This is a genomic window from Prosthecobacter gellanilyticus (assembly GCF_007992435.1).
In the GTDB taxonomy this organism is placed as follows: domain Bacteria; phylum Verrucomicrobiota; class Verrucomicrobiia; order Verrucomicrobiales; family Verrucomicrobiaceae; genus Prosthecobacter; species Prosthecobacter gellanilyticus.
Map to the genome: position 1 here is coordinate 1 of NZ_BKAG01000022.1, position 25,452 is coordinate 25,452.

Here is a 25,452-nt window from a genome sequence, read left to right on the forward strand (position 1 = left end):
CAAGAAGGATTGACCTCGGGCGGCGTTCTTTGTCACCCTGCATCCAATCCATGAGAATCCTCGCCACCACACTTCTTGCCGCCCTCATCTCCAGCGCCGCCTTCGCCGCTGAGAACTACCATGTCTACTTCGGCTGCTACACCACGCCGAAGTCCGGTAGCAAAGGCATCTACATGTCCAAGTTTGACGCAGCCTCTGGCGAGCTCGGCGATCCCGCCCTCGCCGTGGAAACGGGCAGCCCCAGCTTCCTCGCCATCCATCCTTCGAAGAAGTATCTCTACGCTGTGGGTGAGGCTGGCACGCCAGGGCAGGTTGGCGGCGGAGTCAGCGCCTTCAGCATCGGCGCAGATGGCAAACTGAAGCTCATCAACCAGGTGTCGTCCGTGGGGGCAGGACCTTGTCATGTGTCTCTCGATCAAACCGGCAAGATGGCCATGGTGGCAAACTATGGCGGCGGCAGCATCGCCAGCTATTCCATTGCCGATGACGGCTCCCTCAGTGACGCCAAGACCTTCGTGCAGCACGAAGGCGGCAGCGTGAACAAGAAGCGCCAGGCCGGTCCGCATGCGCACAGCATGAACCGCAGTCCCGACAATCGCTTCGCCTTCGCCTGTGACCTAGGTTTGGACAAGGTGCTCATCTACGCCATCGACCCCGCCACCGGCACCATGAAGCTCCATGGTCACGGCACCGTGTCTCCCGGCAGCGGCCCGCGTCACTTCGCCTTTCATCCGAACGGCAAGTTCGCCTTCGTGAACAACGAAATGCTCATGACCGAGACCACCTTTGCCTATGACGCGGACAAAGGCACTCTGACCGAGGTGGCCACCGTCTCCACCCTGCCTGAGGCAGATCGTGGCAAGGAAGGCTTCAGCACCGCAGAGACCGTCGTTTACCCTAACGGCAAGTTTGTCTACGTGTCCAATCGCACGCACGACACCATCGCCGTCTTCACCTGTGATCCCGCCACCGGAAAGCTTGCATTGATCCAGAACGCTCCCGCCGAGGGCCAGATCCCGCGTAATTTCAGTCTCGATCCCTCTGGCAAGTGGATGATCGTGGCCCACCAGAACAGCAACACCGCCGCCCTCTTCAAAGTCGATCAGGAGACCGGCAAGCTCACCTTCACCGGCAAGAAGATCAACGTCGGCGGTTCCGTCTGCGTGCGCTTCCTGGCCGTCGAGTGATCAGAGGTGGCGTCGAAACCGCACTCTATCACAATCAAGTCTAACAAAAAGCGCACCCATTTCTGGGTGCGCTTTTTTCGTCATTCGTCATTCAGATTTCGTCAAGCCGATCAAGGCACCGCCACCTGCGGCAGTTTCCACACCTTGTCCGCATAGTCCTGGATGGTGCGGTCAGAACTGAAGAAGCCCACGCGCGCCGTGTTGAGCACCGCCATCTTCGTCCACAGCTCGGGCTGCTTGTAGGCCGCGTCCACCTTGGCCTGCGCATCCACATACATCTGGTAGTCGGCGAGGCAGAGGTAGGGATCACCATGCTCAAGGAAGCTGTCACGCAGCGGCTTGAAGTCATGCGCGTGACCCGTGAAATAGTCACTGCCGATCCAGTCGATCGTGTCACGCAGAGCCTCGTTGTTCCAGTAATACTCCCACGGGTTGTAGCCGCGCGCCTTGAGATCCGTGACCTGCTCCACGGTGAGGCCGAAGATGAAGATGTTATCATCACCCACCTCTTCCGCGATCTCCACATTCGCGCCGTCCAGCGTGCCGATGGTGAGCGCGCCATTGAGCGCCAGCTTCATGTTCCCCGTGCCGGAGGCTTCCTTGCCCGCCGTGGAGATCTGCTCGCTCAGGTCCGCCGCAGGGATGATCTTCTCCGCCAGAGACACACCATAGTTAGGCAGGAACACCACCTTCAGCTTGTCTCCCACACGCGGATCGTTGTTCACCTTGTTCGCCAGGGAGTTGATGGCGTGGATGATGTTCTTCGCCAGGAAGTAGCCCGGTGCCGCTTTGGCACCAAAGATGAACACACGCGGGTGGAAGTCAGCCTTCGGATTGTTCAGGATCTGGCGATACAGCGTGACGATGTTCAGCAGGTTCAGGTGCTGGCGCTTGTATTCATGCAGACGCTTGATCTGCACATCAAAGAGCGCATCCGGGCTCACGCACACACCACAGCTGTCCTGGATGATCTTCGCCAGCACCACCTTGTGATGGCGCTTGATGGCGCGGTAACGGTCGCGGAAGCCTGCATCATCCGCAGAGGCATCCAGGCCGCGGAGTTTGGACGCATCCTTCTTCCAGCCTTCGCCGATCGTCTCGGTGATGAGGGAGGAGAGCTGCGGATTGCACACATCCAGCCAGCGGCGGAAGGTGACACCGTTCGTGATGTTGACGAAGCGTTCCGGAAACAGTTCATGGAACTCCGGGAAGAGACGCTCGCACAGCAGGCGTGTGTGCAGCGCGGCCACACCGTTCGTGGCATGACCACCGAGCACGGACATATGCGCCATGCGCACATATTTGCCGCCGCGCTCATCGATGAGGGAGAGCACACGCTTCTTCGCCGCGTCACCGGGCCAGCGTGCTTCCACCGGACCGTCCAGGAACTGCGCATTGATGCGGTAGATGATCTGCAGATGGCGCGGCAGCACGCGCTCAAAGAGGCCCACGGACCACATCTCCAGCGCCTCAGGCAGAAGCGTGTGATTGGTATAACTAAAAGTCTCCTGGCAGATCTTCCAGGCGCTGCCCCAGTCCAGGTTCTCCTCATCCAGGAGGATGCGCATGAGCTCAGGGATGGCCACCGCAGGGTGCGTGTCATTGAGCTGGATCGCCGCCTTGGAGGGAAATTCGCTCCACGGCAGGGAATAACCATTTTTAAAACGACGCACGATGTCTGCCAGCGAGCAGGCCACGAAGAAATACTGCTGCACCAGGCGCAGCTCCTTGCCGGACTCCGTGGCATCATTCGGATACAGCACCTTCGAAACCGTCTCCGCGATGGCCTTCTCACGCAGCGCCTCGATGTAGCTGCCTTCGTTGAAGATCTTGAAGTTAAAGTCCTCATCCGCCTGCGCCTGCCAGAGGCGCAGCACGTTCACGGTGTGGCTGTCATATCCCACGATCGGGATGTCCCATGGCAGGCCCAGGAGGCACTTCGTGTCCACCCACTGCGCATGCGGATTGCCATTTTCATCAAACCGCTGCGTCACACGTCCATAAAGCTGCACACGCTGGCGGTAGCTGGGGCGCGCGATCTTCCACGGTGAGCCATCACGCATCCAGGCATCCGGATGCTCCACCTGACGGCCATTCACAAACTCCTGGCGGAACAGGCCGAACTCATAGTGAATGCCGTAGCCGATCGCGGGCAGATTCATCGTGCTCAGGCTGTCCATGAAGCACGCCGCCAGACGGCCGAGACCGCCATTGCCCAGGCCCATGTCAGGCTCGCTCTGCAGCAGGGCATCCAGGTCCTTGCCCATCTCGCTGAGCGCCTGCTTCACAGAATCATAGAGGCCGGAGTTGCGCAGATTGTTCTCCAGCAGACGGCCCATGAGATACTCCAGGGAGAGGTAGTGGATGCGGCGCACACCGGATTTGCGATGCAGCGTGCGTGACTTCGTGGCGCTGTCCATCACACGATCCCGCACGGCCAGGCAGGTGGCCACCCACCAGTCGTTTGGACTGGCCGAGTCCACATAGGCTCCGAGCGTGAAGCGCACATGATTGACGATGGAGGACTTGATCGCCTCCGTGGAGTTGCCGAGGTCACAGGGGGCAGGTGTCATGGGGGTTGCGGGGGAAAGGGAGCTCAAGGGGATGGACAGGTCGGAGATCAAAAGGACGGATGACGGAGAAAGGCAGGAGCCCGAGGGGCAGAAAGGGCGGGCAGGGAAGTCATGGTGTCAAGCTGTGGGCGGATGGCTAGCGGATGAATGACAAAATGCAGACGTCTGAGATGGGCCGCGAATGAGAGGCCCTGAGGCATCGTCCCGCTCATGCGTCCGGCCTCCTCTCACTTCGTCATTCCTGCTGCACAGACGTACCTCACCACGTGATCCACTTGGGCAGTTCGGCGGGAGCGAGGACGAGAGTGATTTCACCTTTGGGCGGTCGGGTTTGGTAATGCATGAGCACTTGCTGTGCCGGTCCGCGCTGGAATTCTTCAAACTTCTTTGTCAGCTCTCGTGCCACGACCACCCGATGCTCAGGCCTGGCCGCTGCGACCATGCCCAGCGTGTCCACCAGGCGATACGGACTCTCGAAGTAGACGCTGGTGGCCTCACGCTGCAGGGCGGCCAGCAGTTCCTTCTCACGCTGGCCTTTCTTATGAGGCAGAAAGCCGCCGAAGTAAAAGGGCACCGTGGGCAGACCACTCGCAGCCAGCGCCGTGAGCACCGCGCTCGGGCCGGGCAGGCTCTCCACCTTCAGTCCTGCGGCCACGGTGCTCTGCACCAGCCTCTGACCAGGATCTGAAACCGTGGGCATGCCAGCATCAGAGATCAGCGCCACGCTGCCACCCTTTTGGATATGCGCCAGAAGCTCCGGAATACGCCGCGCCTCATTGTGCTCATTCAGGCTCACCAGCCGCCCGCGGATGCCGTGATGACTCAGCAGACGGCCCGAGTGCCGCGTGTCCTCGCAGGCAATGAGGTCCACCGTCTTCAGCGCTTCCAGCGCCCGCAAAGTGATGTCCGCCAGATTGCCAATCGGTGTGGCGATCAGGTAAAGCGCAGGATCGAAGACCCGTGACCCGCTTTCAAAAGGCTCAATCGGCTCATAGGCCTCCTCCGTCTCGGGCGGTGCCTCTTCAGCGTGTTCTGTGTCCTCAGTATTCAAGCCTTTTAGGAATAACAAATGATTCGACGAAATGACACGGGCTGAACCCGGATGCCCAAGGTGACTAACACGCTGCGCTCAGCCCCGTTCGTCATTTCGTCCTTCGCAGTCTTGCTACGGAGAATGGATCGGTTTTAGTCATTCGTCATTGGCCCCGAAGGGGCTCGTTCACCAGCCCTCGGAGATTTCGTTGGCGATGGTGGTGGCGACTCGCTGCGCGGCATCATCCAGCGCCTGCGCTTCGGAGTTCTGCACGTTGGAGTCAAGGATCACGTAGGACATGCCGGAGGTTCCGCCCACATGAATCGCGCGTCCAGATGCCGCGTCTTTGACCGCATAGCTGACCACCAGGCGCATCTGCAGCTGGGAGGTGCGCAGCACGTTCCGGCGCACGGAGCGGAACTGGGAGCGGTCCACCCGGCTGATGACTCCTTCCAGCACAGCATCCGCATCTTCCTTGCGGACGATCTGGTAGGAGCCGTCCATCTGGATCTGCTTGATCAGTGAATTCGTCACCACGGAGGACAGGCGCGGCTCCAGGGTCTGGTTTTCAAAGGTCGGCACCGCCAGCTTGGTGATATTCGCCAGATGGGCAGGCTTCTGGCCACCGAGGTGGTAGCCGGCGCAGCTGGAGAGAACGAGAGAGAGGGCGAGCAAGCACAGGGTTTTCATCCGGGAGGGGAGCAGGGAGCGTGGAGCGGGATCGGGAAATCGGCAGCACTATCAGGGCGTTTGGCAGTGGCAGAGTAAAGAAAGAACTTCCTTCTCTGCGTCACGTCCGGAGGGTGCCTCAGGGTGCTGGTGGCTTCGGGGGCACTGGCAGGCCGTCGGCCGGCGCTGGCACCGTAGGGTTCAGCACCGGTGGCGCTGGCACAGGCAGGAGCGCAGGCTTCTCTTCCGTGGCTGGGGGAGCTGCCGGAGGCAGCAGCGCACCAGGAGCAGGGGCCGCGCCCGGCTTCGTCGGCAGTGTAGGCTCGGTCAGCGGGATCGGCAGGAAGTTGTCACTGCCAGCACGCATGCGGGACTTTTGGCTCAGCTTGGCCAGTTCAGGAGCCAGCGGGCCCACGTAATCATCCCGGTTCTTCAGGTTCTTCGCACCCGCCACCGTGTAGTCCTGGTCAGGCTGTCCTTTGCGGGCATCAGACACCGCATCTGGATCCGTGGCAGCCAGTTCGGCCAGCAGTTCACGGGCCTCGGAGGAAGCTTCTGGTGAGCCATATTTCAGCGCCTCATTCAGGTAGATCGCAGCCGCCTTGGGCTTGTTGATGCGCATGTAGAATTTCGCGACCGTGAGGGACTGGGTGGCTTCCACCGCATTGATCTGGCGCAGACCCTGCTCAGCCTCGCCCGCGCGGTCACCCTTCGGGTGTGTGGCCATGTAGGTCGTCAGCGCATCACGGGCTGCCACGATGTTGGACTTGTCCTCGCTGCGGCTGGCCGCCACGCTGCTGATGGAGCCGATGCGGAACTGCGCCTCGCTGGCCTGCTTCGTGTTCGGGTAGTTTTCCACCACAATTTGGTAGCCGGCCACAGCCTTGTCCTTCTCACCCATGTCCTGGTAGATCTCACCGATGCTGAACTGCGCCACCGGAGCCAGTTTGCCGAAAGGCGCGTTGGAGATGATCTTCTGATACATCTTCACCACATCCTCACCGCCCATCTTGACCTTCAGCAGGATCAGGCTGCGCTCCTTTTTGCCACCCTTCGCCGTCTCCGCGATCTCATACTGCTGCTGGATCGCGTCTTCAAAGCGGGCGCTGGAGCGGTGCTGGTCGATGAAGGTCTGAAACGCATCAAAGGACGATTGCAGCGAGCCACCAGTCTGTTTCACAATCAGCGCGTTTGCATAGGAGGCTTCTGAAGCAGCCACCGTGAACGGATAGTCCTTCGCGATCTGCTGGTAAGTGCTCTGGGCGCGGCCGGTGCGGCCTTCGTTCTGGGCCTGGCGTGCCTGCATCAGCAGGGCCGTGGCCTCAGACTCCTGGCGCTGGCGCTCATCCGTGGCCGGGGCCACTTTGTCCTTCTTTTCGAACAGACCGAGAAAGGCCGGGGCAGGGGAAGGCAGCGCGCAAAGAGTCGCTGCGGCGAGGGCGCAGAAGGAAAGGCGTGGGAGGGTGAAGTCTCTCATCAGGATGGTGATACTAAAGGAGTGTAAAAGAGGCGTCAAGGCGGCTTCCTAGTCGGAAATCAACCCCTGACAGACGAATGCCCAAAAGGGCAGGCTGGGCTGGGGAAAGGTTGGCAAACACCCTCAGGGAGCAAAAGGGATGCCTGTATATACCAGTTTTCATCAAATGTCGGCTAAAAATTGCCACAGATTCGCTCCTCCCACGTCTTCTCCACCTGGATAAGGTTGGATCTGCCTGGATCCCAATGGAGCGGCAGCCCACGATCTTCGAAGCCCTGGCGAAGAAGATGCGTCAGCCTGCCATCTTGGCAGGCCACCCCCTCCACAAGGTCGGATCCAGTCGGATTGACTCTTATCGCCCCCAGGCAAAGCGCCAGCAAAGCAGCCCTCATACTCCCTGTGACGAGCCCACGACTCGCGCTATCCGCCTGTTCCGCAAGGTCGGATACAGTCGGATTGACTCGGATTGGCATCCCCTCCGAGAAACCACCGTAAACAACCGTCAACCACGGTAAACAACCGTAAACGGCTCCCGTGTCCTCCCTCTCCCCCACTCCAAATCTCCGGCGAAAAAAGTCACTCATAGCCCCGCACCCTCCACCATCTCCGCCTCCCTTCAAAGTGACCCAAGCGGATCCTTTGGACACCGCGCCCACCGTCCACCGCTTTCGCCCCTAGAGGCACCCTCTTCCCAACTCCGAACTCCGCCCACCGCCCTCCGAACTACTCGAGAAATCCCCAATTACTCCACAAACTTATTGAACCTATGAACATCTAAGATTGTTAAAATGTTAAGATCTGCTAAATAACTTCCGCTTTTCTAAAATGTCCGCCAACACCTATCGCCTCAGTGCCCGCGAGCGTGCCGAGCAGAAGCTCGAACGCTCCAAGCCCGCGAACGTGCGTAACCACCCCAAGGCCAAGCTTCAGAAGAAAGTGCGTACATATAAGGGGCTGCTTGGAGCCTTCCTCCTCCTCCCTCTCGGCCTCATCACCGCCTTCACCCTGGTGGAGGTCTTCTTCCGCGCCATGACCCGGGCGGAGTTCTGGCGTTCGGACCAGTTCATCTTCTTCACCACCGGCGGCGTCGCCTGGGCCGTTTCCTACCTTGCTGGCTGGCGCCCCATCCACGCCTACGTCCTCGGTCACGAGCTCAGCCACCTCATCGTCGCCCGTGCCTTCGGCGGCGAAATCTTCGGCTGGAGCGCCTCCCCAAACGGCGGCTACGTCGAGACCAACAAGTCGAACACCTGGATCACTTTGGCTCCCTACTTGATCCCGTTTTACTCCATGATCGTCATGATCGTGTTCGGCCTGCTCGGCATGTTCTGGAACCTGCATGATCCTCTCGCGCTGCCCATCGGAAAGGGCGTCACGCTGCGTCCCGTCTGGCTCTTCTACGCCGCCCTCGGCCTCACCTGGTGGTTCCACGCCACCTACACCGTCAAGACCGTCCTCACCCATCAAAGCGACCTCGAGCGCAATGGCGAGTTCTTCTCCATGAGCCTGATCTTCCTGATCAACATCCTGCTCATCACCGCCCTCTATCTCTGCGCCTCCCCAGCCCCCGCCCACGAGTTCATCGAGCTCGGCCGCTGCTGGCTCGGCACCGTCGCCTGGGCCTTCTCCCTGATCCGCCAAGTCTTCGCCTGATCGTAACAAGGTAAAGTCGCAGCACCATCCGAGGGTAACGTGGACATTCCTGTCCACCTCCCTGCCACTCCCTCCCGACGTCGTTGCCAGCATGGCGCCCTTCGAGGCAAAGCCATCGCCACGCTGAGAAGCAAAAAGCTCGCTGTCGACAAAGGTCATCTCGTGTCCTGCCCGCACCTCGCGGCATCCCGTCTCTAACAAATCAAAAATCAAAAATCCGCCCCCTTGACTTAGTGTCCATCATACACCAATGATAGTGTATGAAACACACTTACCAATACCCGCGCGCCGCCCTCACCGTTGACTGCGTGGTCTTTGGCTTTGATGGCGGTGACCTCCAGGTGCTCCTCATCCGCCGCGCCATCCCGCCCTTCAAAGACCACTGGGCACTCCCAGGCGGCTTCGTCCGGGTCGAGGAAACGCTCGATGAAGCCGCCCGCCGCGAGCTCGTCGAGGAGACCGGCCTCAAGGACGTGTTTCTCGAGCAGCTCTACACCTTCGGCACCATCGACCGCGACCCGCGCGAGCGCGTCGTCAGCATCGCCTACTACGCCTTGGTGAAACCTGCCGACCACACCACCGCCGCCTCCACAGATGCCGCCGAGGCCCGCTGGTATCCCATCACCGGCATCCCACCGCTCGCCTTCGACCACGCCACCATCCTCGACATCGCCCTCAAACGACTCCGCGGAAAGCTCACCTACCAGCCCGTCGGCTTCGAGCTCCTCCCCGCCAAGTTCACCCTCACGCAACTCCAGCGCCTCTACGAAGCCGTCCTCGGCACCGAGATCGACAAGCGCAACTTCCGCAAAAAAGTCCTCAGCTTCGACCTCCTCATCCCCCTCAAAGAACAACTCCGCGATGGCCCCCATCGCCCTGCCCAGCTCTTCCGCTTCGACCCCGTCAAGTATGAGCGCCTCAAGAAAAAGGGCTTCCTTTTCGAAATATGAAGACCACCACCATCACCACCGCACTTCCTCTGTCCCGCGATGACCTCGCCCAAGCCATCGAAGACGGCCTCAAACCCAAATGGGCCTTCTTCTGGGGCCACACACCTTCCAAAGACGGCTCCATCACCAAATCCTGCTTCAGCCAGTGGTGGGACGGTCATCCCTTTGAGAGCGAAGGCATCACCTACGCCACCGCCGAGCACTACATGATGGCTGAAAAAGCCCGCCTGTTTCGTGACAAAGCCACCCTCGCCGAAATCATCGCCGCAAAAAGCCCCGCCATCGCTGGGACATCGTCGTCCGTGGCAATGCCGCCAAGTTCGCCCAGCACACCGAATTGAAGACCTTCCTCCTTCAAACCGGCGACCGCATCCTCGTCGAAGCCAGTCCCTTCGACCGCATCTGGGGCATCGGCATGGCCGCCACCCACCCCGATGCCGAGCGCCCCCAAAACTGGCAAGGCCTCAACCTCCTCGGCTTCGCCCTCATGGAAGTCCGCAACCAACTTCAAACAGAATAATCAGATCGTGAAACGCAGTCATCGCGCCGAAATGGCGAAACAAACCGTCGAGATCATCGAGCAAGGCTACTACGTCAGCCCAGCAGGCCAGCGTGTCTCCATCGCTGAAGCCGTGAAGTCATTGGTCAAAGGCACAAAGCTTTACGGACGTGATCCCATCCCACCCGCACCAGCACCAGCACCACCTGCTGCCGCTCAGCCAGCGACCATCGAGGTCACTCCGGAGAGTTCCTTCGTAGCCTTGCAGCGTCTGAAAAAATCGGGCGCTGCCAAGGTTGGCTGCTTGAACTTCGCCTCGGCCCGCAATCCTGGCGGCGGCTTCCTCAATGGCGCGGAAGCCCAGGAGGAAGCTCTGGCTCGTGCCAGCGCCCTCTATGAGTCGCTACTCGCTGCCCGCGAATACTACGAAGCCAACCGAAACCAGCACAGTTCGCTCTATCTCGATCTGCTGATCGCCTCCCCAGACGTGCTCTTCTTCCGTGATGATGAAGGCACCCTCTTGGACGAACCCGTGTCCGCGACCGTCATCACCGCACCAGCCCCTAATGCAGGTGCGGTCACTCACAATGAGCCCGCCCGAGTTCCCGAAATCGAGCCGACCCTGCGTCGTCGTGCCGAGCTCGTCCTCCGCATCGCCTCACTGCACGGTGTCACTCATCTTGTGCTCGGTGCCTGGGGCTGCGGCGTCTTCCGTAATGATCCCGCCATGGTCGCCCGCACCTTCCGTGATCTCCTGACCGCTGAAGGCCCCTACGCCCGCCACTTCACCCACATCACCTTCGCCATCTTCGACCCCACCCAGACCGGTGACAACCTCGCAGCCTTCCGCCGCAAGTTCGCCTGATGCCTTCATTCTAAATACTTGGTTAACCCATGAAACCCGAACACGAGATCCGCGCTGACTACGACCGAGACACCTTGGTCGTCTATCAGGCCTACTCGCGGAACATCGCCGTTCCGGCACTCGCGCACGGTCGTTTTGTGGAGCCGTTTTCCTTCCAGCGCATGACCTGGATTAAGCCCTCCTTCCTCTGGCTCATGCACCGGAGCCAGTGGGCGCAGAAGAGCGGCCAGGAACACATCCTCGCCATCCGCATCACCCGCCGTGGCTGGGAGCAGGCGCTCGCCAGTGCCGTGCTCAGCGTCTATTCAGCGCAGGCTCATCGATCAAAACCAGAATGGGCAGATGCCTTCGCCAAGGCTCCCGTCCATGTGCAGTGGGACCCTGAGCGCAACATCCGTGGCGCCGCACTTCCTCACGGCAGCATCCAGGTCGGCATCAGTCGTGATCTCATCCGCGACTACAACGAAAACTGGATCGTCGAGATCCGCGATCTCACCCCTCTCGTGGCCAAGATGCGTGACCTCATTCGCCGTGGCGAAGTCCAGGCTGCCTCCCGCCATCTGCCTCCCGAGAAGCCTTACCCCGTCACCTCCGCTCTGGGCCGCCATCTCCTCCTGGGCACAAGCTGAATCAAGCTCGCTTCAATACCTCACCCTCTTTCGGTTTCATGCCTCCAAACACCATCACCCTCTACCGTCCCGTCGGTCCCAAAGAACTCGCCTTGATTGAGCAGAGCGGTTGGAAAGCCTTTCCTCCACGCCTGCCTGAGCAGCCGATCTTCTATCCCGTGATGAACGAGGACTACGCCATCCAGATCGCCCGCGACTGGAATGTCCCGGCCTCCGGTTCCGGCTTCGTCACATGCTTCGAAGTCGATGCCGCCTACCTCAGCCGCTTCACCGAGCAAGTCGTCGGCGGCAGCATGCACCGTGAACTCTGGGTGCCCGCCGAGGAACTCGAAGAGTTCAATCAACACATCCACGGCCTCATCGAGGTCACCCAGTCATTCCCATGACTCTTTCCATTCAGTCCTATCTCAATCAACAAACCCGCTGGCCCACCTCGGGAAAGCACATCCTCGCGCAGTTCGATGACACCTCCATCATCGTCTATCAGGCCTACCGTCCCGCCATCGCTCAATACGCCGTCGAGAATAAACGCTTCGGCGGAGAGTTCAGCTTCAACCGCATGAGCTGGATCAAACCGAACTTCCTTTGGATGATGTATCGCTCCGGATGGGCTGCCAAAGAAAGCCAGGAGCGCATCCTCGCCGTGCGCATTCCTCGCACCTTGTTTGATGATCTCCTCCTCACCAGCGTCGCCTCATCCTTCGGTGCGAGCGGCCTAACCACCCATGAAGAATGGCAAGCAGCCGTTGAGCGTTCCGAAGTGCGCCTGCAATGGGACCCTGATCACAGCCCGCGTGGCGGCCCCCTGGCTCGCCGCGCCGTCCAGCTCGGCCTCCGTGGAGAAATGCTCCGCCGCTATGCCGAAACCGAACTCCTCGGCATCGAAGACATCACCGACTTCGTCATCACCCAACGCCAGCATCTCTCCGGTGACCTGTCAGACCTGCAAACACCGACCGAGTATGTCTATCAACCCTCCAACCCTGCGGTCGCAGCGGCCGTGAATCTCGATCCATGACCTCCAGATCGAGCATCTTCACTCAGTTCATCACCACAATCAACCTCCCATGAAAGCCGGTCTTTCCACCGATCATTCAGAGCGTCTTGAGCGCGCTCTGCTTTCACTCGACGGCCTCTCGGTCGGCGATGCATTTGGACAAATGATGTCCACCTGTGCCCGCAGCGCTCGCTCGGTGGTGCAACGCGGTGGACTATCGTCTGGCCCCTGGTGGCACACCGACGATACACAGATGGCCATGGCCATTGTGGAGGAGTTGGCAGCCCATGGAGCCATCGCCACAGATTCACTCGCAAAGCGTTTCGCGGAACGTTTTCAAGCGGACCCTGGCCGTGGCTATGGCAAAGGTGTGCGCATGCAACTCGAGGAGATCAGTCGAGGCGCTGACTGGCGGCAGACATCCGCAGCTGCATTCAGCGGTCGTGGCTCCAAGGGTAATGGTAGTGCCATGCGCGCAGCACCTCTGGGGGCTTGGTTTGCCGATGACCTGACAAAGGTCACTTCACAGAGCACTCAGTCATCCATCGTGACTCACATGCACCATGAAGGCATCGCTGGCAGCGTGGCTATCTCGTTGGCCGCTGCCGCCGCCTGGCGTTCAAGGTCCTCGGCTCTGGATGAAGCTCGAAATGCCATCTGGGATGCCGTGCTCTCATCAAACACACCACCAGGTGAGACCCTGGATGGCATTCGCAAAGCCAAGTTAGTGCCGCCCTCTATGGAGCCCGAAAACGCCGCGAGATTTCTCGGCTCCGGATTTCTAGTCACAGCCCCAGACACCGTCCCATTCGCCATCTGGTGCGCCATCAGACATCTGGATAACTACCATGAAGCCCTCCTCAGCACCCTCGAGGGAGATGGCGATTGCGACACCAACTGCGCCATCGTCGGCGGCATTGTCGCTCTCCGCGTTGGAAGAGAAGGCATCCCCACCGAGTGGCTCAAATCCAGAGAGCGTCTCGATCTCCAACCACACTTGCAGTGATCTACTTCCGCATCACTCCACATCTCCAAGACTCCTGTTCCCAAGTCCCATGACTCCTTCCCAAACCACCGCCACCAGCAAGTTCCTCAGCCTGGTCCTGCGGCATCAACCTCACTCCGCCTACGTCACCCTCGATCCTGCTGGATGGGTTGACGTCAGCGCCCTGCTCGCAGGCTGCGCCAGAGCCGGCAAACGACTCTCGCGCGAGGACCTCGATCACATCGTCACCACCAATGCGAAGAAGCGCTTCGAGTTCAGCGAGGACGGCGCTCGCATCCGTGCCTGTCAGGGCCACTCCGTCGAGGTCGATCTCGACTACACACCGCAGGCACCTCCCGCCATTCTCTACCACGGCACCGCCACTCGTTTCCTCGATTCCATCCGCGCCCAAGGCCTCTTGAAAATGCAGCGCCATCACGTGCATCTCGCGGAGGATACCAAGATGACCATGGATGTCGGCGCACGTCACGGCAAACCTGTCCTTCTCACCATCCTCGCTGCCGAGATGCAGGCCGCTGGCCACATCTTCTTCCGCAGCACCAATGGAGTATGGCTCGTCGAGCACGTGCCGGTAACCTTCCTCAGATTTTCGTGACCATGAAACCCATCATCTACACTGAGGGCGACGCCACTCGTCCTCAAGCATCCGGCCCGCTCATCATTGCCCATGTGTGCAATGATATCGGTGCTTGGGGCGCAGGCTTCGTGCTGGCCATCAGTCGGTGCTGGAAGTCACCGGAAAAGCACTATCGCCAATGGGCACGTGGTCAGATCGAAAGCGCCCCACCCTTTGCGCTCGGTGAAGTCCAGTTCGTGCCGGTCGATGAAACCATCACCGTGGCCAACATGGTCGCCCAGCATGACATCCGCAGCGACTGCGGCCTGCCACCCATCCGTTACGACGCTCTCGACAAAGCCTTGGAAAAGCTAGGCACTCACGCTCTCCATCTCGGCACCAGCGTCCACATGCCTCGCATCGGTTGCGGACTCGCCGGTGGCACCTGGTCCAAGGTCGAACCCATGCTGCTATCTCACCTCTCGCAGCGCGATGTGCAGGTCACCGTCTACGACTTCAGCCCCGTGTGACCTTCACGCACTCTTCATCCCCACTTTCAAACTCATGACCGCCAAACTCGAAACCCTCCAAGGCGATATCACCAAGCTCGATGTCGATGCCATCGTGAATGCCGCCAACTCCTCCTTGTTAGGCGGCGGTGGAGTCGATGGCGCCATCCATCGAGCCGCGGGCTCTGATCTCCTCGCCGAATGCCGCATGCTCAATGGCTGCCGCACCGGCGAAGCCAAGATCACCCAAGGCTACAAGCTCAAAGCCCGCCACATCATCCACACCGTCGGTCCCGTCTGGAACGGCGGCCGCAGCGGCGAGCCCGAGAAGCTCCGCGCCTGCTACGCCAACTCGCTACGCCTCGCCGCCGAGCAAGGCCTGCAAAGCATCGCCTTCCCCTGCATCTCCACCGGCGTCTACCGCTTCCCACCCGACAAAGCCGCCGAGATCGCCATCGAAACCGCCCGCACATTTCTCCAAACACCCACCTCCCTCCAACACATCATCTTCTGCTGCTTCGGCCCCGACGACCTGCGCCGCTATCAGGCATTGCTCGCTAACCATGGTGTGGCATGACCCCCATGAAACACGATACCCACCAACCCATCCTCGGAACGCTTCTCGGCACCGCCGTCGGTGATTCCATCGGACTGCCGTTTGAGGGAATGTCGCGGCGTCGTGTCGCGGCGTTGGGGGAGGTCCGTCATCAATTGGTTTTTGGGCGTGGCATGTTCAGTGACGACACCGAACACACTCTGATGCTGGCATCGGCCTGGATCGAGAACAGGCATGACATCCAGGCCTTCCAGGCCGCCTTCGGTCGTAAACTCCGCTGGTGGCTCCTCGCCCTGCCGGCCGGAGTCGGACTCAGCACGGCGAAAGCCATTCTACGCCTATGGTTAGGCTTTCCATCCACGCGTTCAGGCGTTCGCTCGGCAGGCAATGGTGCCGCCATGCGCAGTGCCATCATCGGCGTCCTGCATCGTCATGATGAAACGGCTCGTCGTGAACTGACTCTCGCCGCTTGCCGCGTGACACACACGGACATGCGAGCAGAAGAATCCGCGCTGTGGGTCGCCGAGGCGGCTGCGATGGCCTCAAATGACATCGCCACATCGGACGTGCTCACCCGGCTCGAGACCTTGATCATAAGCGATGAAATGCGCTCACGATTCTCCTCTTTGCAGGCCGCTTTAAAGGATAAAAAAACGGTTCCCGAATATGCCGAACTCATCGGCTGTGGTCGTGGAGTCACTGGCTTTGCACCGAACACCATCGCCGTGGCCACCTACGCCTGGCTTCGCCATCGCGGCCAGTTTGAAACCCAGGTGCGTGAAGTCATAGCATGCGGTGGTGATACAGACACTGTGGCGGCCATCCTCGGCGGCATCAGCGGTGCTGAAGTCGGCGAAGCCGGCATCCCTCGCGTATGGCTGGACGGCATCTGTGACTGGCCACGGTCCGCGGACTACATTCGCGGCATGGCAGAGGCTCTGACTCATGAAAAAGCGAAAGCTCCAAAACTCTGCTGGCAGGCCCTTCCATTGCGGAATCTCTTTTTCCTTCTCGTGGTGATTGTGCATGGCTTCCGTCGCCTCCTCCTTCCTCGCTGACGCCATGCCCCACACCCCACATCCACCCCGCTGCCACGGCTTCCGCATCTCCGCGCTGGATCTGCTGATCCTCGTCGCCGGTGGTCTTGGCATCACCTGGCTTTGGCGAAATGAAAATCCACTGGGGTGGATGGCAGCCATCGCGCTGGGGCACTTCTTTCTGTTTTGCAATGTCTTCCTCGTCTGGCGCCGATGGGAGCTGCTTTGGGCTGCAACATTCATCGGCAATGTGATGATCCACGTGGCACTCGGTTCTCTGCCTGCGCTGTCGGTGCTCCTGTGGCAGGTGCCCATGACTATCCTCGTCATGGTCCTGCAAATCCGCTCGCCTTGGTATCACGGAATCTGGGCACCGCGCTTGAATCCTCGACTGAACGACTATCTCCATCATACCCTCTAGCTTTTCATGAACACTAACACCCCGCTCCTCACCGATCTCTACCAGCTCACCATGGCCGCCGGCTACTGGAAGTCTGGAAAAGCGGAGCAGGAGGCCGTGTTCCATCTCTTCTTCCGCAAACTGCCCTTCAGTGGTGGTTACGCCATCGCCGCTGGACTCGGAGACGTGGTGAAGTGGCTGGAAGGCTTTCAGTTCGGCAAAGCTGAGCTCGACTACCTCGCCACACTCCCAGGCCGCGATGGCAAGCCTCTCTTTGAGCGCGGCTTCCTCGACTACCTCGCCACCATGGAATGGCGCTGCGATATCGATGCCATCCCGGAAGGCACCGTCGTCTTTCCACACGAACCGCTGCTGCGTATCAAAGGCCCGCTCATCCAGGCCCAGCTCGTCGAGACCGCCTTGCTGAACATCGTGAATTTCCAAACCCTCATCGCCACCAAGGCCGCGCGTGTCTGCCTCGCCGCTCAGGGCGAGCCCGTGCTCGAATACGGCCTGCGCCGCGCGCAAGGTCCCGATGGCGCTATCATGGCCAGCCGCGCTGCTTTCATTGGCGGATGCGTGGCCACATCCAATGTGCTCGCGGGCATGACCCACGGCATCCCCGTGCGCGGCACCCATGCCCACTCGTGGGTCATGTCGTTTGATTCGGAACTCGAATCCTTCGAGGCCTATGCCCAGGCCATGCCTAACAATTGCATCTTCCTCGTCGATACCTACGACACACTCGAAGGTGTGAAGCATGCCGTCACCGTCGGCAAGAAGCTGCGCGAAAGCGGCCACGAACTCGCCGGCATTCGTCTCGACTCAGGCGACCTCGCCTGGCTCAGCATCGAAGCCCGCCGCATCCTCGATGAAGCAGGTTTCCCAAAAGCAGCCATCGTCGCCAGCAATGATCTCGACGAGCACTTGATCGAAAGCCTTAAGCATCAAAACGCCGCCATCAGCGTCTGGGGCGTCGGCACCAAGCTCGTCACAGGTGGTGAGCAGGCCGCACTCGGCGGTGTCTACAAGCTCGGTGCCATCCGTGATGAAAACGGAGCCTGGGATCCCAAGATCAAACTCAGCGAGCAAGCGGCGAAAGTGAGCAATCCCGGCATCCAGCAAGTGCGCCGCTTCACTTTGGATGGCGAGTTCCGTGGCGATGCCATCTTCGATGAAGATCACGGCTGCCCCGAGCCAACCCACATCATCCATCCAGGCGATGTCCAGCGCACCAAGCAGATGCCAGAAGGCGCCACTCACGAGGACCTCTTGAAGCCCGTGCATCGCGCCGGAAAGCTCATCACCTCGCTGCCATCTCTTCAAGACATCCAAAGCCGCTGCCGCGAGCAACTCACCCACCTGCACGCGACCATCAAGCGGCTCCAGCATCCGCACGAATATCCTGCCGGAGTGGAACAAACCCTGCATGAGCGCAAGCTCGCCATGATCAAAGCTGCCAAGGAGACAACGCCATGAATGACAAGCACCTCTATTCGTTGGTGGATGGCCGCGTGCGCACGCGGTCACTGGAGTCGCACATCGTGGATCATTGCAACCTCCGCTGTGCTGCCTGCTGCTCGCTCTCGCCTCATCTGCCCAAGTGGGAGGTCGATCCCGCCGCACTCGCGGAAGAGCTTCGTCTTGCACGTCCAGCACTCGCTCCCACTTGGCTGAAGCTCGTCGGTGGTGAGCCGCTACTGCATTCTCGCTTGCTTGAATGCATCGCCGTCGCCAAGGCGGCAGATATCGCCGAGATCGTTTCCCTAACCACGAATGGTTTCCTGCTCCCACGCCAGCCGGATGAGTTCTGGGAGGCGCTGGATGCCATGACCATCTCGCTCTATCCGCAGCCCGCCTTGCCTCGGGCCACCATTGATCACATCATGGCCAAGGCGGAGCAGTTTAACGTGCGCCTGAACTGGAAGAAGCAGGACTCCTTTGTGCAGATGGATCGTGATGAACCCTGCACCGATGAAGCTGAGAACACCACCGTCTGGGACACCTGCTGGCTGCGTCACCGCTGCCACATGATCCGCGATGGTCACTTCTACGCCTGCACACGCCCCGCGCACTTCGGCAGCTTCTTCGATCAAGATCCGCGTGAGAATGGCGTGCGTCTGCATGAGGACTTGAGCCTTGCTGGAGAGATTAAAACCTATCTCGAGCGGCCTGAGCCTCTTTCCTCCTGTGCTCATTGCCTGGGAGGAAGCGCACGCGAAGCACCGCATCGTCAGCTAATGCCCGGAGAGGGGAGAACGCTCGTCACCACATGAAGCCATCGCCTCTCGGCATCCTGCCTCACTATCATCATGAAGGCGGCACGGCGCATGGCCCCACCATCCGCAGCGTGCTCACCCACATGCCGCATCGTGATTGGGATGAAGACGGCGTGCGCTCCTATTTAAAGCGTAGTCCGGACGGCCATCGCACCTGTTTCGATCAAGTCCGCACAGTTGCGCCTGCGCATGTCCAACCTTCCAAGCATCTCACCGCAGCCACTGCTTTGGAGCAGGCCATGGATGACCTTGCTCAAGAAAAACGTCGCGCCGCCATCGCACTCAGCGGTGGGCTGGATAGCGCCCTCGTGCTTGCTATGCTGCGGGCCCGAGGTCGTGACGACATTCCCGTCGTCACACTCGTTAGCAGCCTCCCCGGCTACTGCGAATGGCAGGCCACAAAGGGGACAGCAAGCACACTCGGCGTGCATGATCTTCAAGCCATCGAGGTGAGTGCCGCTGACTTCATCACGGCCTTTCCTCAGGCCATCACCAGCGCCGAGTGCCCTCTCTTCAACCTGCACCCTGTCAGCCGCTGGCTTCTGGCTAACCAACTGCGTGCTCAAGGCGTCGAAGTCCTCATCACCGGTGATGGCGCGGATCAGGTCTTTGCAGGCAGTGATCCTCGAAACTACCTCCCCATCGTCGGAGCCCTCACCCGCGCTGCAGGCTTGGAACTGTGCTCACCCTTCCTGTATGAAGCCGTGCTCAGTTCCGCTCCACCACCCACATCGGACAAGGCAGCATTGCGCGACATCGCGCAGGACTATCTGCCCGCAACGAGCTCGCAGGGCCCCAAGAAGGGCACCTACACCCCACCTCTGGACGTGTCCGCTCATTGGCGCGCCGACGCCATCACCACTCTGTCGGGCAGACTTCACCCAACTGCACCGCAACCAGGATCCGCACCTGAAAGTGTGCTGTGGACCTCGCTCGGAATCCTCTCGGACCTTCTTCACTGATGTGCGCCATCGCTGGCATTCTCGACTTCTCATCGACCGCAGATCCTTCGGCCTCGGCCGGCAAGGTGCGCCACATGATCAGTCGTTTGCGCCATCGCGGCCCTGATGATGAGGGCTACATTCAAAGCGGCCCATGCACCCTCGGCGCAGCTCGTCTCGCCCAGATTGATCGGGCGGGTGGCGCGCAGCCCATGCGCTCTCCTGATGACCGTTATGCCATCGTCTTAAATGGCGAGATCCACAATCACCGCGCCCTCCGTGCCGAACTAAGTTTGCATTGGCATTTCACCACACGCTCAGACACGGAGGTGCTTCTTGCCGCCTTCGCCACTTGGGGCAGGGAAGCTCTGCGCCGCTTGAACGGCATGTTTGCCTTCTTCATCTGGGATGCACAGACACATCGCGGCTTTGCAGCCCGTGACTGCCTCGGCGTGAAGCCCTTCGTCTGGATGCCTCAGCCTCAGGGTGGTTTCGCCTTTGCCTCCGAGGCCAAAGCCTTGCTCCATCTCCTGCCTTCGAGTCCGGTCGCGAATGAAGAGGCCATTCTCGAGCACCTCGTCGCCCCATGCTTCAGCGGCGTGCGCACTTCCATGTTCGCGGGAATGCATCACTTGCAGCCGGGGCACTGGCTCAGTGTTGATAGGCATGGCATTCAGCAAGGCGAGTGGTCGCGCTATGATTTGCATCGTGCCACGGAGCTAAGCGCAGACGAGCTTGTCCCGGCCATGCATGATCTGCTGCCCAAAGCCATCGAGCGCACGCTCGATGCCGATGCTCCCGCTGCCGTGCTTCTCAGCGGTGGATTGGACAGCACGCTCGTCGCAGCCTTGGCAAAGCAGCACGGTGTCACCCAGGCCTACACCATCTCCTTTGAAGGACAGGACGCTTTTGACTATGCCAAAGCACTCATGGTGAAGTCAGACGATCTTCCGTGCTCCATCGAGGCCGCCTCTGATATTGGCCTTCAGCATCGCATCGTGCCCGTGAGTCGAGCTTCGCTGGCTGATGACATGCGCACTCTCGCGCTGCAAAACGATGCACTTCCCGCCTGGGAGCAGGAGCTCGCGCAGCATCATCTCGCCAAAGCGCTCGCGGCTGATGGTCATCGCGCGGTGCTCGTCGGAGATGCGGCGGATGAAACTCACTATGGTTACGGCTTCATGCTGGATGACCAGAGCATCAGTCATCCGGGCAAGTTGCTGGCCCGCTTCGGTTCTCCACCGCTGAATGCTGAGATGCAGCAGAGGGCCGCGCATATCCCTCATGATCTAACCTCTATGATGCGTGAGGCCGGTCATGCTGATCAAACGCGTGCGGATCGCCTTCGCGGCATCACCCATCTCATCACACGTCTCTGGCTTCCACGACTCCTGCACAATGGTGACATCCATATGATGGCTCATGGCGTGGAAGCCCGCGTGCCCTTGGCGGATACAGACTTGCTGGATCTCGCCGTGCGTGTGCATCCGGAGCTCGCCTTGAAGGATGGTGTGGAAAAAAGCCTGCTGCGCGAAGCTGCGCGCGGCCTCATGCCTGAAGCCGCTCGCGTGCGGCGGAAGTCCAGCCTCTCCAAAGATGATGGCAGTGCCACCGTGCTCAAGAGCGAGGCCCTGCACGCACTGGATGCCTCCGCTGATTTTCTCTTCCATTGGCTCGATCTTCCTGCCTTGCGCCAGATGTGCTCTCCACACTATGAGCTTGCCGAGATGCAGCGCGCCCTCCTGTTTCGCATCATCTGTCTGCACCACTGGGCTGCCGCGTATCACGTTCGTCTGCCATGAAGCGCATTCTGTTTTTCACCATTCCTGAAAAGGGCCACATCAATCCCATGATCGGTCCCGCCGTGTGGCTGCAGAAGCTCGGTCACGAGGTGCGCTTCCACGCGCCGCATGACATCTCATCGCAACTCCACGCCGCTGGCCTGCAGCCACTCGATGCTAACGTTCTCGCCGCACCTCCACCCGAGGCGAACCGCGGCGCTTTCTTCGCCGAGAAGGTGCGTGACAGCGTCTGGCTGCGTCAGTGGATCCATCGCCTGCTCATTGAGGAAGCCCCGGCGCAGATTGAAGGTTATGCAGATGCCATCGCACGCTTTCAGCCGCATCTCATCGTCACCGATCCGATGATCTATCCCGCGGCCATCGCGGCTCATGAAGCCAGGGTGCCATGGGTAGCTCTTTCAAACTCATTGAATCCCGTGCTGGATGACAGCGTGACGAGCGACCTGCTCGACACCGTGGCAAGCCTCAGCGCCGATCGTGAGGCACTCTTCACCGCGCATGGCATGAAGTTGCGCTTTAGCGGTTGTGACATGATCTCGCCTCATCTCACCATCGCCTTTGCCACACGCGAGTTCATTGGCCGTGATGTCCCTGGTGTGCAGATGGTCGGCCCTTCACTGCCTCCAGCGGCTCGTGGTGATGAAGTGCCTCTGGACGAGTCTCTGCTGTCGACCACTCGCAAAAAGGTCTTCATGTCCTTCGGCAGCCAGATCTACCATCAGCCAGAGCTGTTTCGAAAGGTCATCCGCGTCACGGAGCCCATGGGTGTGCAGTTGATCCTCTCGGTGAATGCCTTGTTAGGCACGCCGGAGCTTGGAGAACTGCCTCCCCATGTGCTGGCGCTGCCGTATGTGCCGCAGCTTCGTCTGCTGCCGCACATGGATGCCTTCATCACCCATGGCGGGGCAAACAGTGTCATGGAGGCGCTGCACTTCGGCGTTCCCATGCTCATCTCACCTGTCTGCAATGACCAGTTCCATCAGGCTCATTTCCTCGAGCGAACCCGGGCTGGTCAGGTGCTCGATCTCAGCACCGCCGCCGAGGAAGACATCACCATCCGTATTTCGCGCCTGCTCTTCAATCCTCATCTCAAAGAGCGTGTGAAGGCTTTGCAGGCCTCCTATGCGGTCGATGGCGCCAGACGTGCCGCTGAACTCATCGCTGCCCTATGACCGAACCCGTGCGCATCACCCTGGCCGTCACCGCCCGCAATGAGGAGCGCTGCATCGCAGCCACCCTGCGGTCTCTGGTGCGTGCTGCGGAGGTTGCAAACGGGCAGGGCAGGGTGGTCATGCGCCTCGTTGCCATCCTGGATGACTGCACGGACAATACGCAAAACATTGTTAGGAAATATTTCCCGCAGGTGGAGGTCATGCTCGCCAGCGGCGGCTTGGTCGAGGCCCAGCGCCTCGTCGCCCATGAGCGGCCCTTCGTCATCTTCTGTGACGCCGATGTGCTGGTCGATGAAGCCGCAGTCGCCGCGCTCACGCATGCCATGCTGGAAGATCCCGCGCTTCAGGTGGCCTATGCATCTAAGAGCCCTCTTCCGCCTGAGCGCTACACCCTGATGGCAGCGGCCTTGTATTGCTACAATCGCGTGAACGGCTTCCAGACAGCGCGCCGTTATTTCAGCGGCAAGTTCTTCGCCATCCGTGACTGGCAGGTGCCCACGCTGGCTGAGTTGCAGCCGCGTCTGCAATCCCTTCCGCAGGATGCCTTCTATGACTACCACGCAGGACTGCGTGTGGATGACATCTGGCTCAGCCGTGACATCCTGAAACGTCATGGGGATCACGCCATTCGCGAAATCGATGCAGCGCACATTCGTTATCATCCACCGGAGACCTTCACGGGCATGTATCGCATGTATCTGCGCATGACCCGGGAGATCGAGCGCCTGAACGTCATGTTCCCCGAGACCATCCCCGTGCACCAGCATCGCGGTTATGATCGTGCCGTCGAGCGTGCCGCACCGTGGCGTGACCGCCTCCTCTGGCGCGTGTTTCGCATCGCGCTCAGCCTCTGCCGCGTGCGCTATAAGGTGGAGAAGTATTACTATCAAAACATCGCCTCCGCGCCGCTGGATGCCTGGCGTCCCGTGGAGGAGACGAAGGTGCTTTCATGACCATGAAGCGCGTGCGACCACCCGGCATCCTGCCGCTCGAACTCTGGGATTTGCTCCTGCCTGATGGCAGCATCCTCTGGGACTACATGCAGTCGTCGCAGTTCGGTGATCTGCTCCATGCGGTCATCTCCCAGACCTGGCATGGCACCGCCATGACTCAGTCAGAAGGCAAGGTCAGCGAAACCATCCGCCACTTTCACACGCTGTATCTCACCGGTGGCGGAGCACCTGCCGTGCTGGAGGCCATGAAACAAGGCCCCTGGCAGCAAAACATTCTCGCCAAAGACACCACCTTCGGTGCCGTCGCAGGGGGGCAGCACTTGCTCAATGCGCACGACCTCAGAGGCTGGGTGCTGGATGTCGGTCAAAGCGGCTTCAAGATCTCTGATGATTCCACCCGCCTCCAGTCAGCACGAGACTGGAACCTCCTGCCTCTGCGCGAGGATGTCCTCACCCTAGACATCAACGAACAGCGCATCGCCTTGCGACAAAGCCTCGCCGGCCTCCTCAGGCAGATGCACGAAGCCACAGGCACCTGGCCCGAAGCCATCGTGACCGCCTTGCCCAGCCGTCTCGATGACCAGGGCCTGCCTGAAGGCAGCTCTTATGCAGGCATGGAGGGAGATATCCACCTCATCCCAGATGCCATGAAGCTCGCAGGCGTGCCTGAGGTGCCTTTGTTCGTGCTCAATGATGCCGAGCTGGCTGCTGTCTCCGCGCAGGCCGAGTTTGATCTGCCTGGGCCCACCCTCGTATTGACCATTGGCTTTGGCGTGGGAGGCGCTTTCATTCGTCCTTCATGAAAACGGCCCTCTTCATCTCTCCGCATCTCGATGATGCCGTCTTCTCCTGCGCGGGCATGATCAGCCGCCTGGAGCGCGATGGCTGGCAGACCGTGGTCGTCTCCGTGTTCACCGAGGGCGGTGATGAGCATGAACTGCGCCGTGCCGAGGACACTGCCGCTGCGGAGCTGCTTGGCTTTGAGATCGTGCACCTGGGCTTTCGTGATGCGCCTTTTCGCGAGCCGGGTTACCTAGGCTTGCGTGATCTTTTGTTCGGCTGGCGTATGGAGGATCATGTCACTGAGCGTGTCGTGGCAGATGCCCTGCTGGCCTTGCGGGTTGGCCGCAGGCCTGAGGCCGTGTTTGCGCCCATGGCAGCGGGCACGCATGTGGATCACCGCATCGTGCATGAGGCCGCGCTCGCTGTCGGCTGGGGGTGCGAGGTCAGTCTTTACGAAGACCGCCCTTACATCTACGCGCCGGGCGCTGTGGAGCGCCGGCTTGGCAAAGCCTTGTCCTCTGACGCATCAGCACTCTATCTCTCCCAGTGGCGTGATCTGCCTTTCGTGAAGCAATACCTGCCTCCTGGCGATGAAGCCACCTTGTGCGAGCAGCTTCTCTTACAGAATGCCTCCACCGTCAGCGTGCGCTGCATCGATGTCTCTCACGCGACCATCACCGAAACCGTGGAACTGAACGAAGCCGAGACCATCCTATGTCATGAGGCTGCCCGGTGCTACGCCACCCAGTATCAAAGCTTCTGCGGCGGTGATGCCCTCCACGCATCCCTGGATGCCCGGCACGCCCAGGCATCAGGAACCCTCGCACCCCGCTGTGAGCGCTACTGGTCCATCACGCCGCCGCGCTCGGCCTAGCATCCCTCCGTCATTTTAAAAATTTTCAGTTCCCAGCTTTCAACTTTCAGTC

Annotated in this window: 25 protein-coding genes and 1 pseudogene; 22 read left to right on the forward strand and 4 right to left on the reverse strand. The window is 60.3% G+C overall.

The window, feature by feature from the left end:
• The first annotated feature begins 50 nt into the window (after positions 1–50).
• Entirely contained in the window at positions 51–1,187 is a 1,137-nt protein-coding gene (locus BGE01nite_RS15490) for a lactonase family protein (RefSeq protein WP_146851394.1), read from the forward strand.
• 110 nt (positions 1,188–1,297) lie between these two features.
• Here BGE01nite_RS15490 and BGE01nite_RS15495 read toward each other — a convergent pair whose 3' ends face one another.
• The 4 genes from BGE01nite_RS15495 to BGE01nite_RS15510 all read right to left on the reverse strand — a co-directional run bounded on the left by BGE01nite_RS15495 (position 1,298) and on the right by BGE01nite_RS15510 (position 6,939).
• Positions 1,298–3,760: a glycogen/starch/alpha-glucan phosphorylase gene (locus BGE01nite_RS15495; RefSeq protein WP_146851395.1), complete on the reverse strand. Its 2,463-nt coding sequence runs from the start codon at positions 3,758–3,760 to the stop codon at positions 1,298–1,300.
• A 259-nt stretch (positions 3,761–4,019) separates the two neighbouring features.
• The gene (gene rsmI, locus BGE01nite_RS15500; protein ID WP_246145733.1) at positions 4,020–4,811 is read right to left on the reverse strand and encodes a 16S rRNA (cytidine(1402)-2'-O)-methyltransferase; all 792 of its coding nucleotides are present in this window, start codon (positions 4,809–4,811) and stop codon (positions 4,020–4,022) included.
• A 168-nt stretch (positions 4,812–4,979) separates the two neighbouring features.
• A complete protein-coding gene (gene lptE / locus BGE01nite_RS15505; RefSeq protein WP_146851396.1) occupies positions 4,980–5,483 on the reverse strand; it encodes an LPS assembly lipoprotein LptE in 504 nt (167 codons plus the stop codon).
• A 118-nt stretch (positions 5,484–5,601) separates the two neighbouring features.
• A complete protein-coding gene (locus tag BGE01nite_RS15510) occupies positions 5,602–6,939 on the reverse strand; it encodes a tetratricopeptide repeat protein (RefSeq protein ID WP_146851397.1) in 1,338 nt (445 codons plus the stop codon).
• Between the two features lie 825 nt (positions 6,940–7,764).
• On the opposite strand from BGE01nite_RS15510, the gene BGE01nite_RS15515 reads away from it, so the two are divergent.
• The 21 genes and pseudogenes from BGE01nite_RS15515 to BGE01nite_RS15615 all read left to right on the forward strand — a co-directional run bounded on the left by BGE01nite_RS15515 (position 7,765) and on the right by BGE01nite_RS15615 (position 25,400).
• Positions 7,765–8,592 (forward strand): zinc metalloprotease, encoded by an 828-nt coding sequence (locus BGE01nite_RS15515; RefSeq protein ID WP_146851398.1) that lies wholly within the window; start codon positions 7,765–7,767, stop codon positions 8,590–8,592.
• A 260-nt stretch (positions 8,593–8,852) separates the two neighbouring features.
• Entirely contained in the window at positions 8,853–9,542 is a 690-nt protein-coding gene (locus BGE01nite_RS15520) for an NUDIX hydrolase (RefSeq protein ID WP_146851399.1), read from the forward strand.
• Positions 9,539–10,062: pseudogene (ybiA, locus tag BGE01nite_RS15525) on the forward strand (riboflavin biosynthesis intermediates N-glycosidase). The gene BGE01nite_RS15520 and the pseudogene ybiA overlap by 4 nt, the downstream one beginning before the upstream one ends.
• 7 nt (positions 10,063–10,069) lie before the next feature.
• Entirely contained in the window at positions 10,070–10,906 is an 837-nt protein-coding gene (locus BGE01nite_RS15530) for a TIGR02452 family protein (RefSeq protein WP_146851400.1), read from the forward strand.
• Positions 10,907–10,935: 29 nt separating this feature from the next.
• A complete protein-coding gene (locus BGE01nite_RS15535; protein WP_146851401.1) occupies positions 10,936–11,535 on the forward strand; it encodes a DUF4291 domain-containing protein in 600 nt (199 codons plus the stop codon).
• A 38-nt stretch (positions 11,536–11,573) separates the two neighbouring features.
• Positions 11,574–11,921 (forward strand): hypothetical protein, encoded by a 348-nt coding sequence (locus BGE01nite_RS15540; protein ID WP_146851402.1) that lies wholly within the window; start codon positions 11,574–11,576, stop codon positions 11,919–11,921.
• Positions 11,918–12,553: a DUF4291 domain-containing protein gene (locus BGE01nite_RS15545; protein WP_146851403.1), complete on the forward strand. Its 636-nt coding sequence runs from the start codon at positions 11,918–11,920 to the stop codon at positions 12,551–12,553. The genes BGE01nite_RS15540 and BGE01nite_RS15545 overlap by 4 nt, the downstream gene beginning before the upstream one ends.
• A gap of 49 nt (positions 12,554–12,602) precedes the next feature.
• A complete protein-coding gene (locus tag BGE01nite_RS15550) occupies positions 12,603–13,538 on the forward strand; it encodes an ADP-ribosylglycohydrolase family protein (RefSeq protein WP_146851404.1) in 936 nt (311 codons plus the stop codon).
• A 49-nt stretch (positions 13,539–13,587) separates the two neighbouring features.
• Complete coding sequence (locus BGE01nite_RS15555) at positions 13,588–14,133, forward strand: RNA 2'-phosphotransferase (RefSeq protein ID WP_146851405.1); 546 nt, start codon at positions 13,588–13,590, stop codon at positions 14,131–14,133.
• Positions 14,134–14,135: 2 nt separating this feature from the next.
• Complete coding sequence (locus BGE01nite_RS15560; RefSeq protein WP_146851406.1) at positions 14,136–14,624, forward strand: macro domain-containing protein; 489 nt, start codon at positions 14,136–14,138, stop codon at positions 14,622–14,624.
• Positions 14,625–14,658: 34 nt separating this feature from the next.
• Positions 14,659–15,180: an O-acetyl-ADP-ribose deacetylase gene (locus BGE01nite_RS15565; protein WP_146851407.1), complete on the forward strand. Its 522-nt coding sequence runs from the start codon at positions 14,659–14,661 to the stop codon at positions 15,178–15,180.
• A gap of 5 nt (positions 15,181–15,185) precedes the next feature.
• The gene (locus tag BGE01nite_RS15570; protein WP_170266814.1) at positions 15,186–16,217 is read left to right on the forward strand and encodes an ADP-ribosylglycohydrolase family protein; all 1,032 of its coding nucleotides are present in this window, start codon (positions 15,186–15,188) and stop codon (positions 16,215–16,217) included.
• A 4-nt stretch (positions 16,218–16,221) separates the two neighbouring features.
• Positions 16,222–16,617 carry a hypothetical protein gene (locus BGE01nite_RS15575; protein WP_146851409.1) on the forward strand — a complete coding sequence of 132 codons (396 nt, stop codon included), beginning with the start codon at positions 16,222–16,224 and terminating at the stop codon, positions 16,615–16,617.
• 6 nt (positions 16,618–16,623) lie between these two features.
• On the forward strand, positions 16,624–18,075 hold the full coding sequence (locus tag BGE01nite_RS15580) for a nicotinate phosphoribosyltransferase (RefSeq protein WP_146851410.1): 1,452 nt from the start codon (positions 16,624–16,626) through the stop codon (positions 18,073–18,075).
• Entirely contained in the window at positions 18,072–18,872 is an 801-nt protein-coding gene (locus BGE01nite_RS15585; RefSeq protein WP_146851411.1) for a radical SAM protein, read from the forward strand. Before BGE01nite_RS15580 ends, BGE01nite_RS15585 begins: the two co-directional genes overlap by 4 nt.
• Positions 18,869–19,837, forward strand: a complete 969-nt coding sequence (locus tag BGE01nite_RS15590; RefSeq protein WP_146851412.1) for an asparagine synthase-related protein — start codon at positions 18,869–18,871, stop codon at positions 19,835–19,837. The genes BGE01nite_RS15585 and BGE01nite_RS15590 overlap by 4 nt, the downstream gene beginning before the upstream one ends.
• On the forward strand, positions 19,837–21,618 hold the full coding sequence (gene asnB, locus BGE01nite_RS15595; RefSeq protein ID WP_146851413.1) for an asparagine synthase (glutamine-hydrolyzing): 1,782 nt from the start codon (positions 19,837–19,839) through the stop codon (positions 21,616–21,618). Before BGE01nite_RS15590 ends, asnB begins: the two co-directional genes overlap by 1 nt.
• Positions 21,615–22,790, forward strand: coding sequence for a glycosyltransferase (locus tag BGE01nite_RS15600; protein ID WP_146851414.1), 1,176 nt, complete (start codon positions 21,615–21,617; stop codon positions 22,788–22,790). The genes asnB and BGE01nite_RS15600 overlap by 4 nt, the downstream gene beginning before the upstream one ends.
• Entirely contained in the window at positions 22,787–23,743 is a 957-nt protein-coding gene (locus tag BGE01nite_RS15605; RefSeq protein WP_146851415.1) for a glycosyltransferase family 2 protein, read from the forward strand. Before BGE01nite_RS15600 ends, BGE01nite_RS15605 begins: the two co-directional genes overlap by 4 nt.
• Positions 23,740–24,546, forward strand: coding sequence for an ROK family protein (locus BGE01nite_RS15610; protein ID WP_146851416.1), 807 nt, complete (start codon positions 23,740–23,742; stop codon positions 24,544–24,546). The genes BGE01nite_RS15605 and BGE01nite_RS15610 overlap by 4 nt, the downstream gene beginning before the upstream one ends.
• Positions 24,543–25,400 carry a PIG-L deacetylase family protein gene (locus BGE01nite_RS15615; RefSeq protein ID WP_146851417.1) on the forward strand — a complete coding sequence of 286 codons (858 nt, stop codon included), beginning with the start codon at positions 24,543–24,545 and terminating at the stop codon, positions 25,398–25,400. Before BGE01nite_RS15610 ends, BGE01nite_RS15615 begins: the two co-directional genes overlap by 4 nt.
• The last annotated feature ends 52 nt before the right edge of the window (positions 25,401–25,452 follow it).

Coding starts and splice junctions, on each gene's coding strand:
- BGE01nite_RS15495 (WP_146851395.1), bottom strand. CDS start 3,760: ATGACACCTGCCCCCTGTGACCTCGGCAACTCCACGGAGGCGATCAAG.
- BGE01nite_RS15615 (WP_146851417.1), top strand. CDS start 24,543: ATGAAAACGGCCCTCTTCATCTCTCCGCATCTCGATGATGCCGTCTTC.
- BGE01nite_RS15590 (WP_146851412.1), top strand. CDS start 18,869: ATGAAGCCATCGCCTCTCGGCATCCTGCCTCACTATCATCATGAAGGC.
- lptE (WP_146851396.1), bottom strand. CDS start 5,483: ATGAAAACCCTGTGCTTGCTCGCCCTCTCTCTCGTTCTCTCCAGCTGC.
- BGE01nite_RS15610 (WP_146851416.1), top strand. CDS start 23,740: ATGACCATGAAGCGCGTGCGACCACCCGGCATCCTGCCGCTCGAACTC.
- BGE01nite_RS15600 (WP_146851414.1), top strand. CDS start 21,615: ATGAAGCGCATTCTGTTTTTCACCATTCCTGAAAAGGGCCACATCAAT.
- BGE01nite_RS15560 (WP_146851406.1), top strand. CDS start 14,136: ATGAAACCCATCATCTACACTGAGGGCGACGCCACTCGTCCTCAAGCA.
- BGE01nite_RS15575 (WP_146851409.1), top strand. CDS start 16,222: ATGCCCCACACCCCACATCCACCCCGCTGCCACGGCTTCCGCATCTCC.
- BGE01nite_RS15490 (WP_146851394.1), top strand. CDS start 51: ATGAGAATCCTCGCCACCACACTTCTTGCCGCCCTCATCTCCAGCGCC.
- BGE01nite_RS15580 (WP_146851410.1), top strand. CDS start 16,624: ATGAACACTAACACCCCGCTCCTCACCGATCTCTACCAGCTCACCATG.
- BGE01nite_RS15550 (WP_146851404.1), top strand. CDS start 12,603: ATGAAAGCCGGTCTTTCCACCGATCATTCAGAGCGTCTTGAGCGCGCT.
- BGE01nite_RS15515 (WP_146851398.1), top strand. CDS start 7,765: ATGTCCGCCAACACCTATCGCCTCAGTGCCCGCGAGCGTGCCGAGCAG.
- BGE01nite_RS15535 (WP_146851401.1), top strand. CDS start 10,936: ATGAAACCCGAACACGAGATCCGCGCTGACTACGACCGAGACACCTTG.
- BGE01nite_RS15585 (WP_146851411.1), top strand. CDS start 18,072: ATGAATGACAAGCACCTCTATTCGTTGGTGGATGGCCGCGTGCGCACG.
- asnB (WP_146851413.1), top strand. CDS start 19,837: ATGTGCGCCATCGCTGGCATTCTCGACTTCTCATCGACCGCAGATCCT.
- BGE01nite_RS15570 (WP_170266814.1), top strand. CDS start 15,186: ATGAAACACGATACCCACCAACCCATCCTCGGAACGCTTCTCGGCACC.
- BGE01nite_RS15540 (WP_146851402.1), top strand. CDS start 11,574: ATGCCTCCAAACACCATCACCCTCTACCGTCCCGTCGGTCCCAAAGAA.
- BGE01nite_RS15555 (WP_146851405.1), top strand. CDS start 13,588: ATGACTCCTTCCCAAACCACCGCCACCAGCAAGTTCCTCAGCCTGGTC.
- BGE01nite_RS15545 (WP_146851403.1), top strand. CDS start 11,918: ATGACTCTTTCCATTCAGTCCTATCTCAATCAACAAACCCGCTGGCCC.
- BGE01nite_RS15510 (WP_146851397.1), bottom strand. CDS start 6,939: ATGAGAGACTTCACCCTCCCACGCCTTTCCTTCTGCGCCCTCGCCGCA.
- BGE01nite_RS15605 (WP_146851415.1), top strand. CDS start 22,787: ATGACCGAACCCGTGCGCATCACCCTGGCCGTCACCGCCCGCAATGAG.
- BGE01nite_RS15520 (WP_146851399.1), top strand. CDS start 8,853: ATGAAACACACTTACCAATACCCGCGCGCCGCCCTCACCGTTGACTGC.
- BGE01nite_RS15565 (WP_146851407.1), top strand. CDS start 14,659: ATGACCGCCAAACTCGAAACCCTCCAAGGCGATATCACCAAGCTCGAT.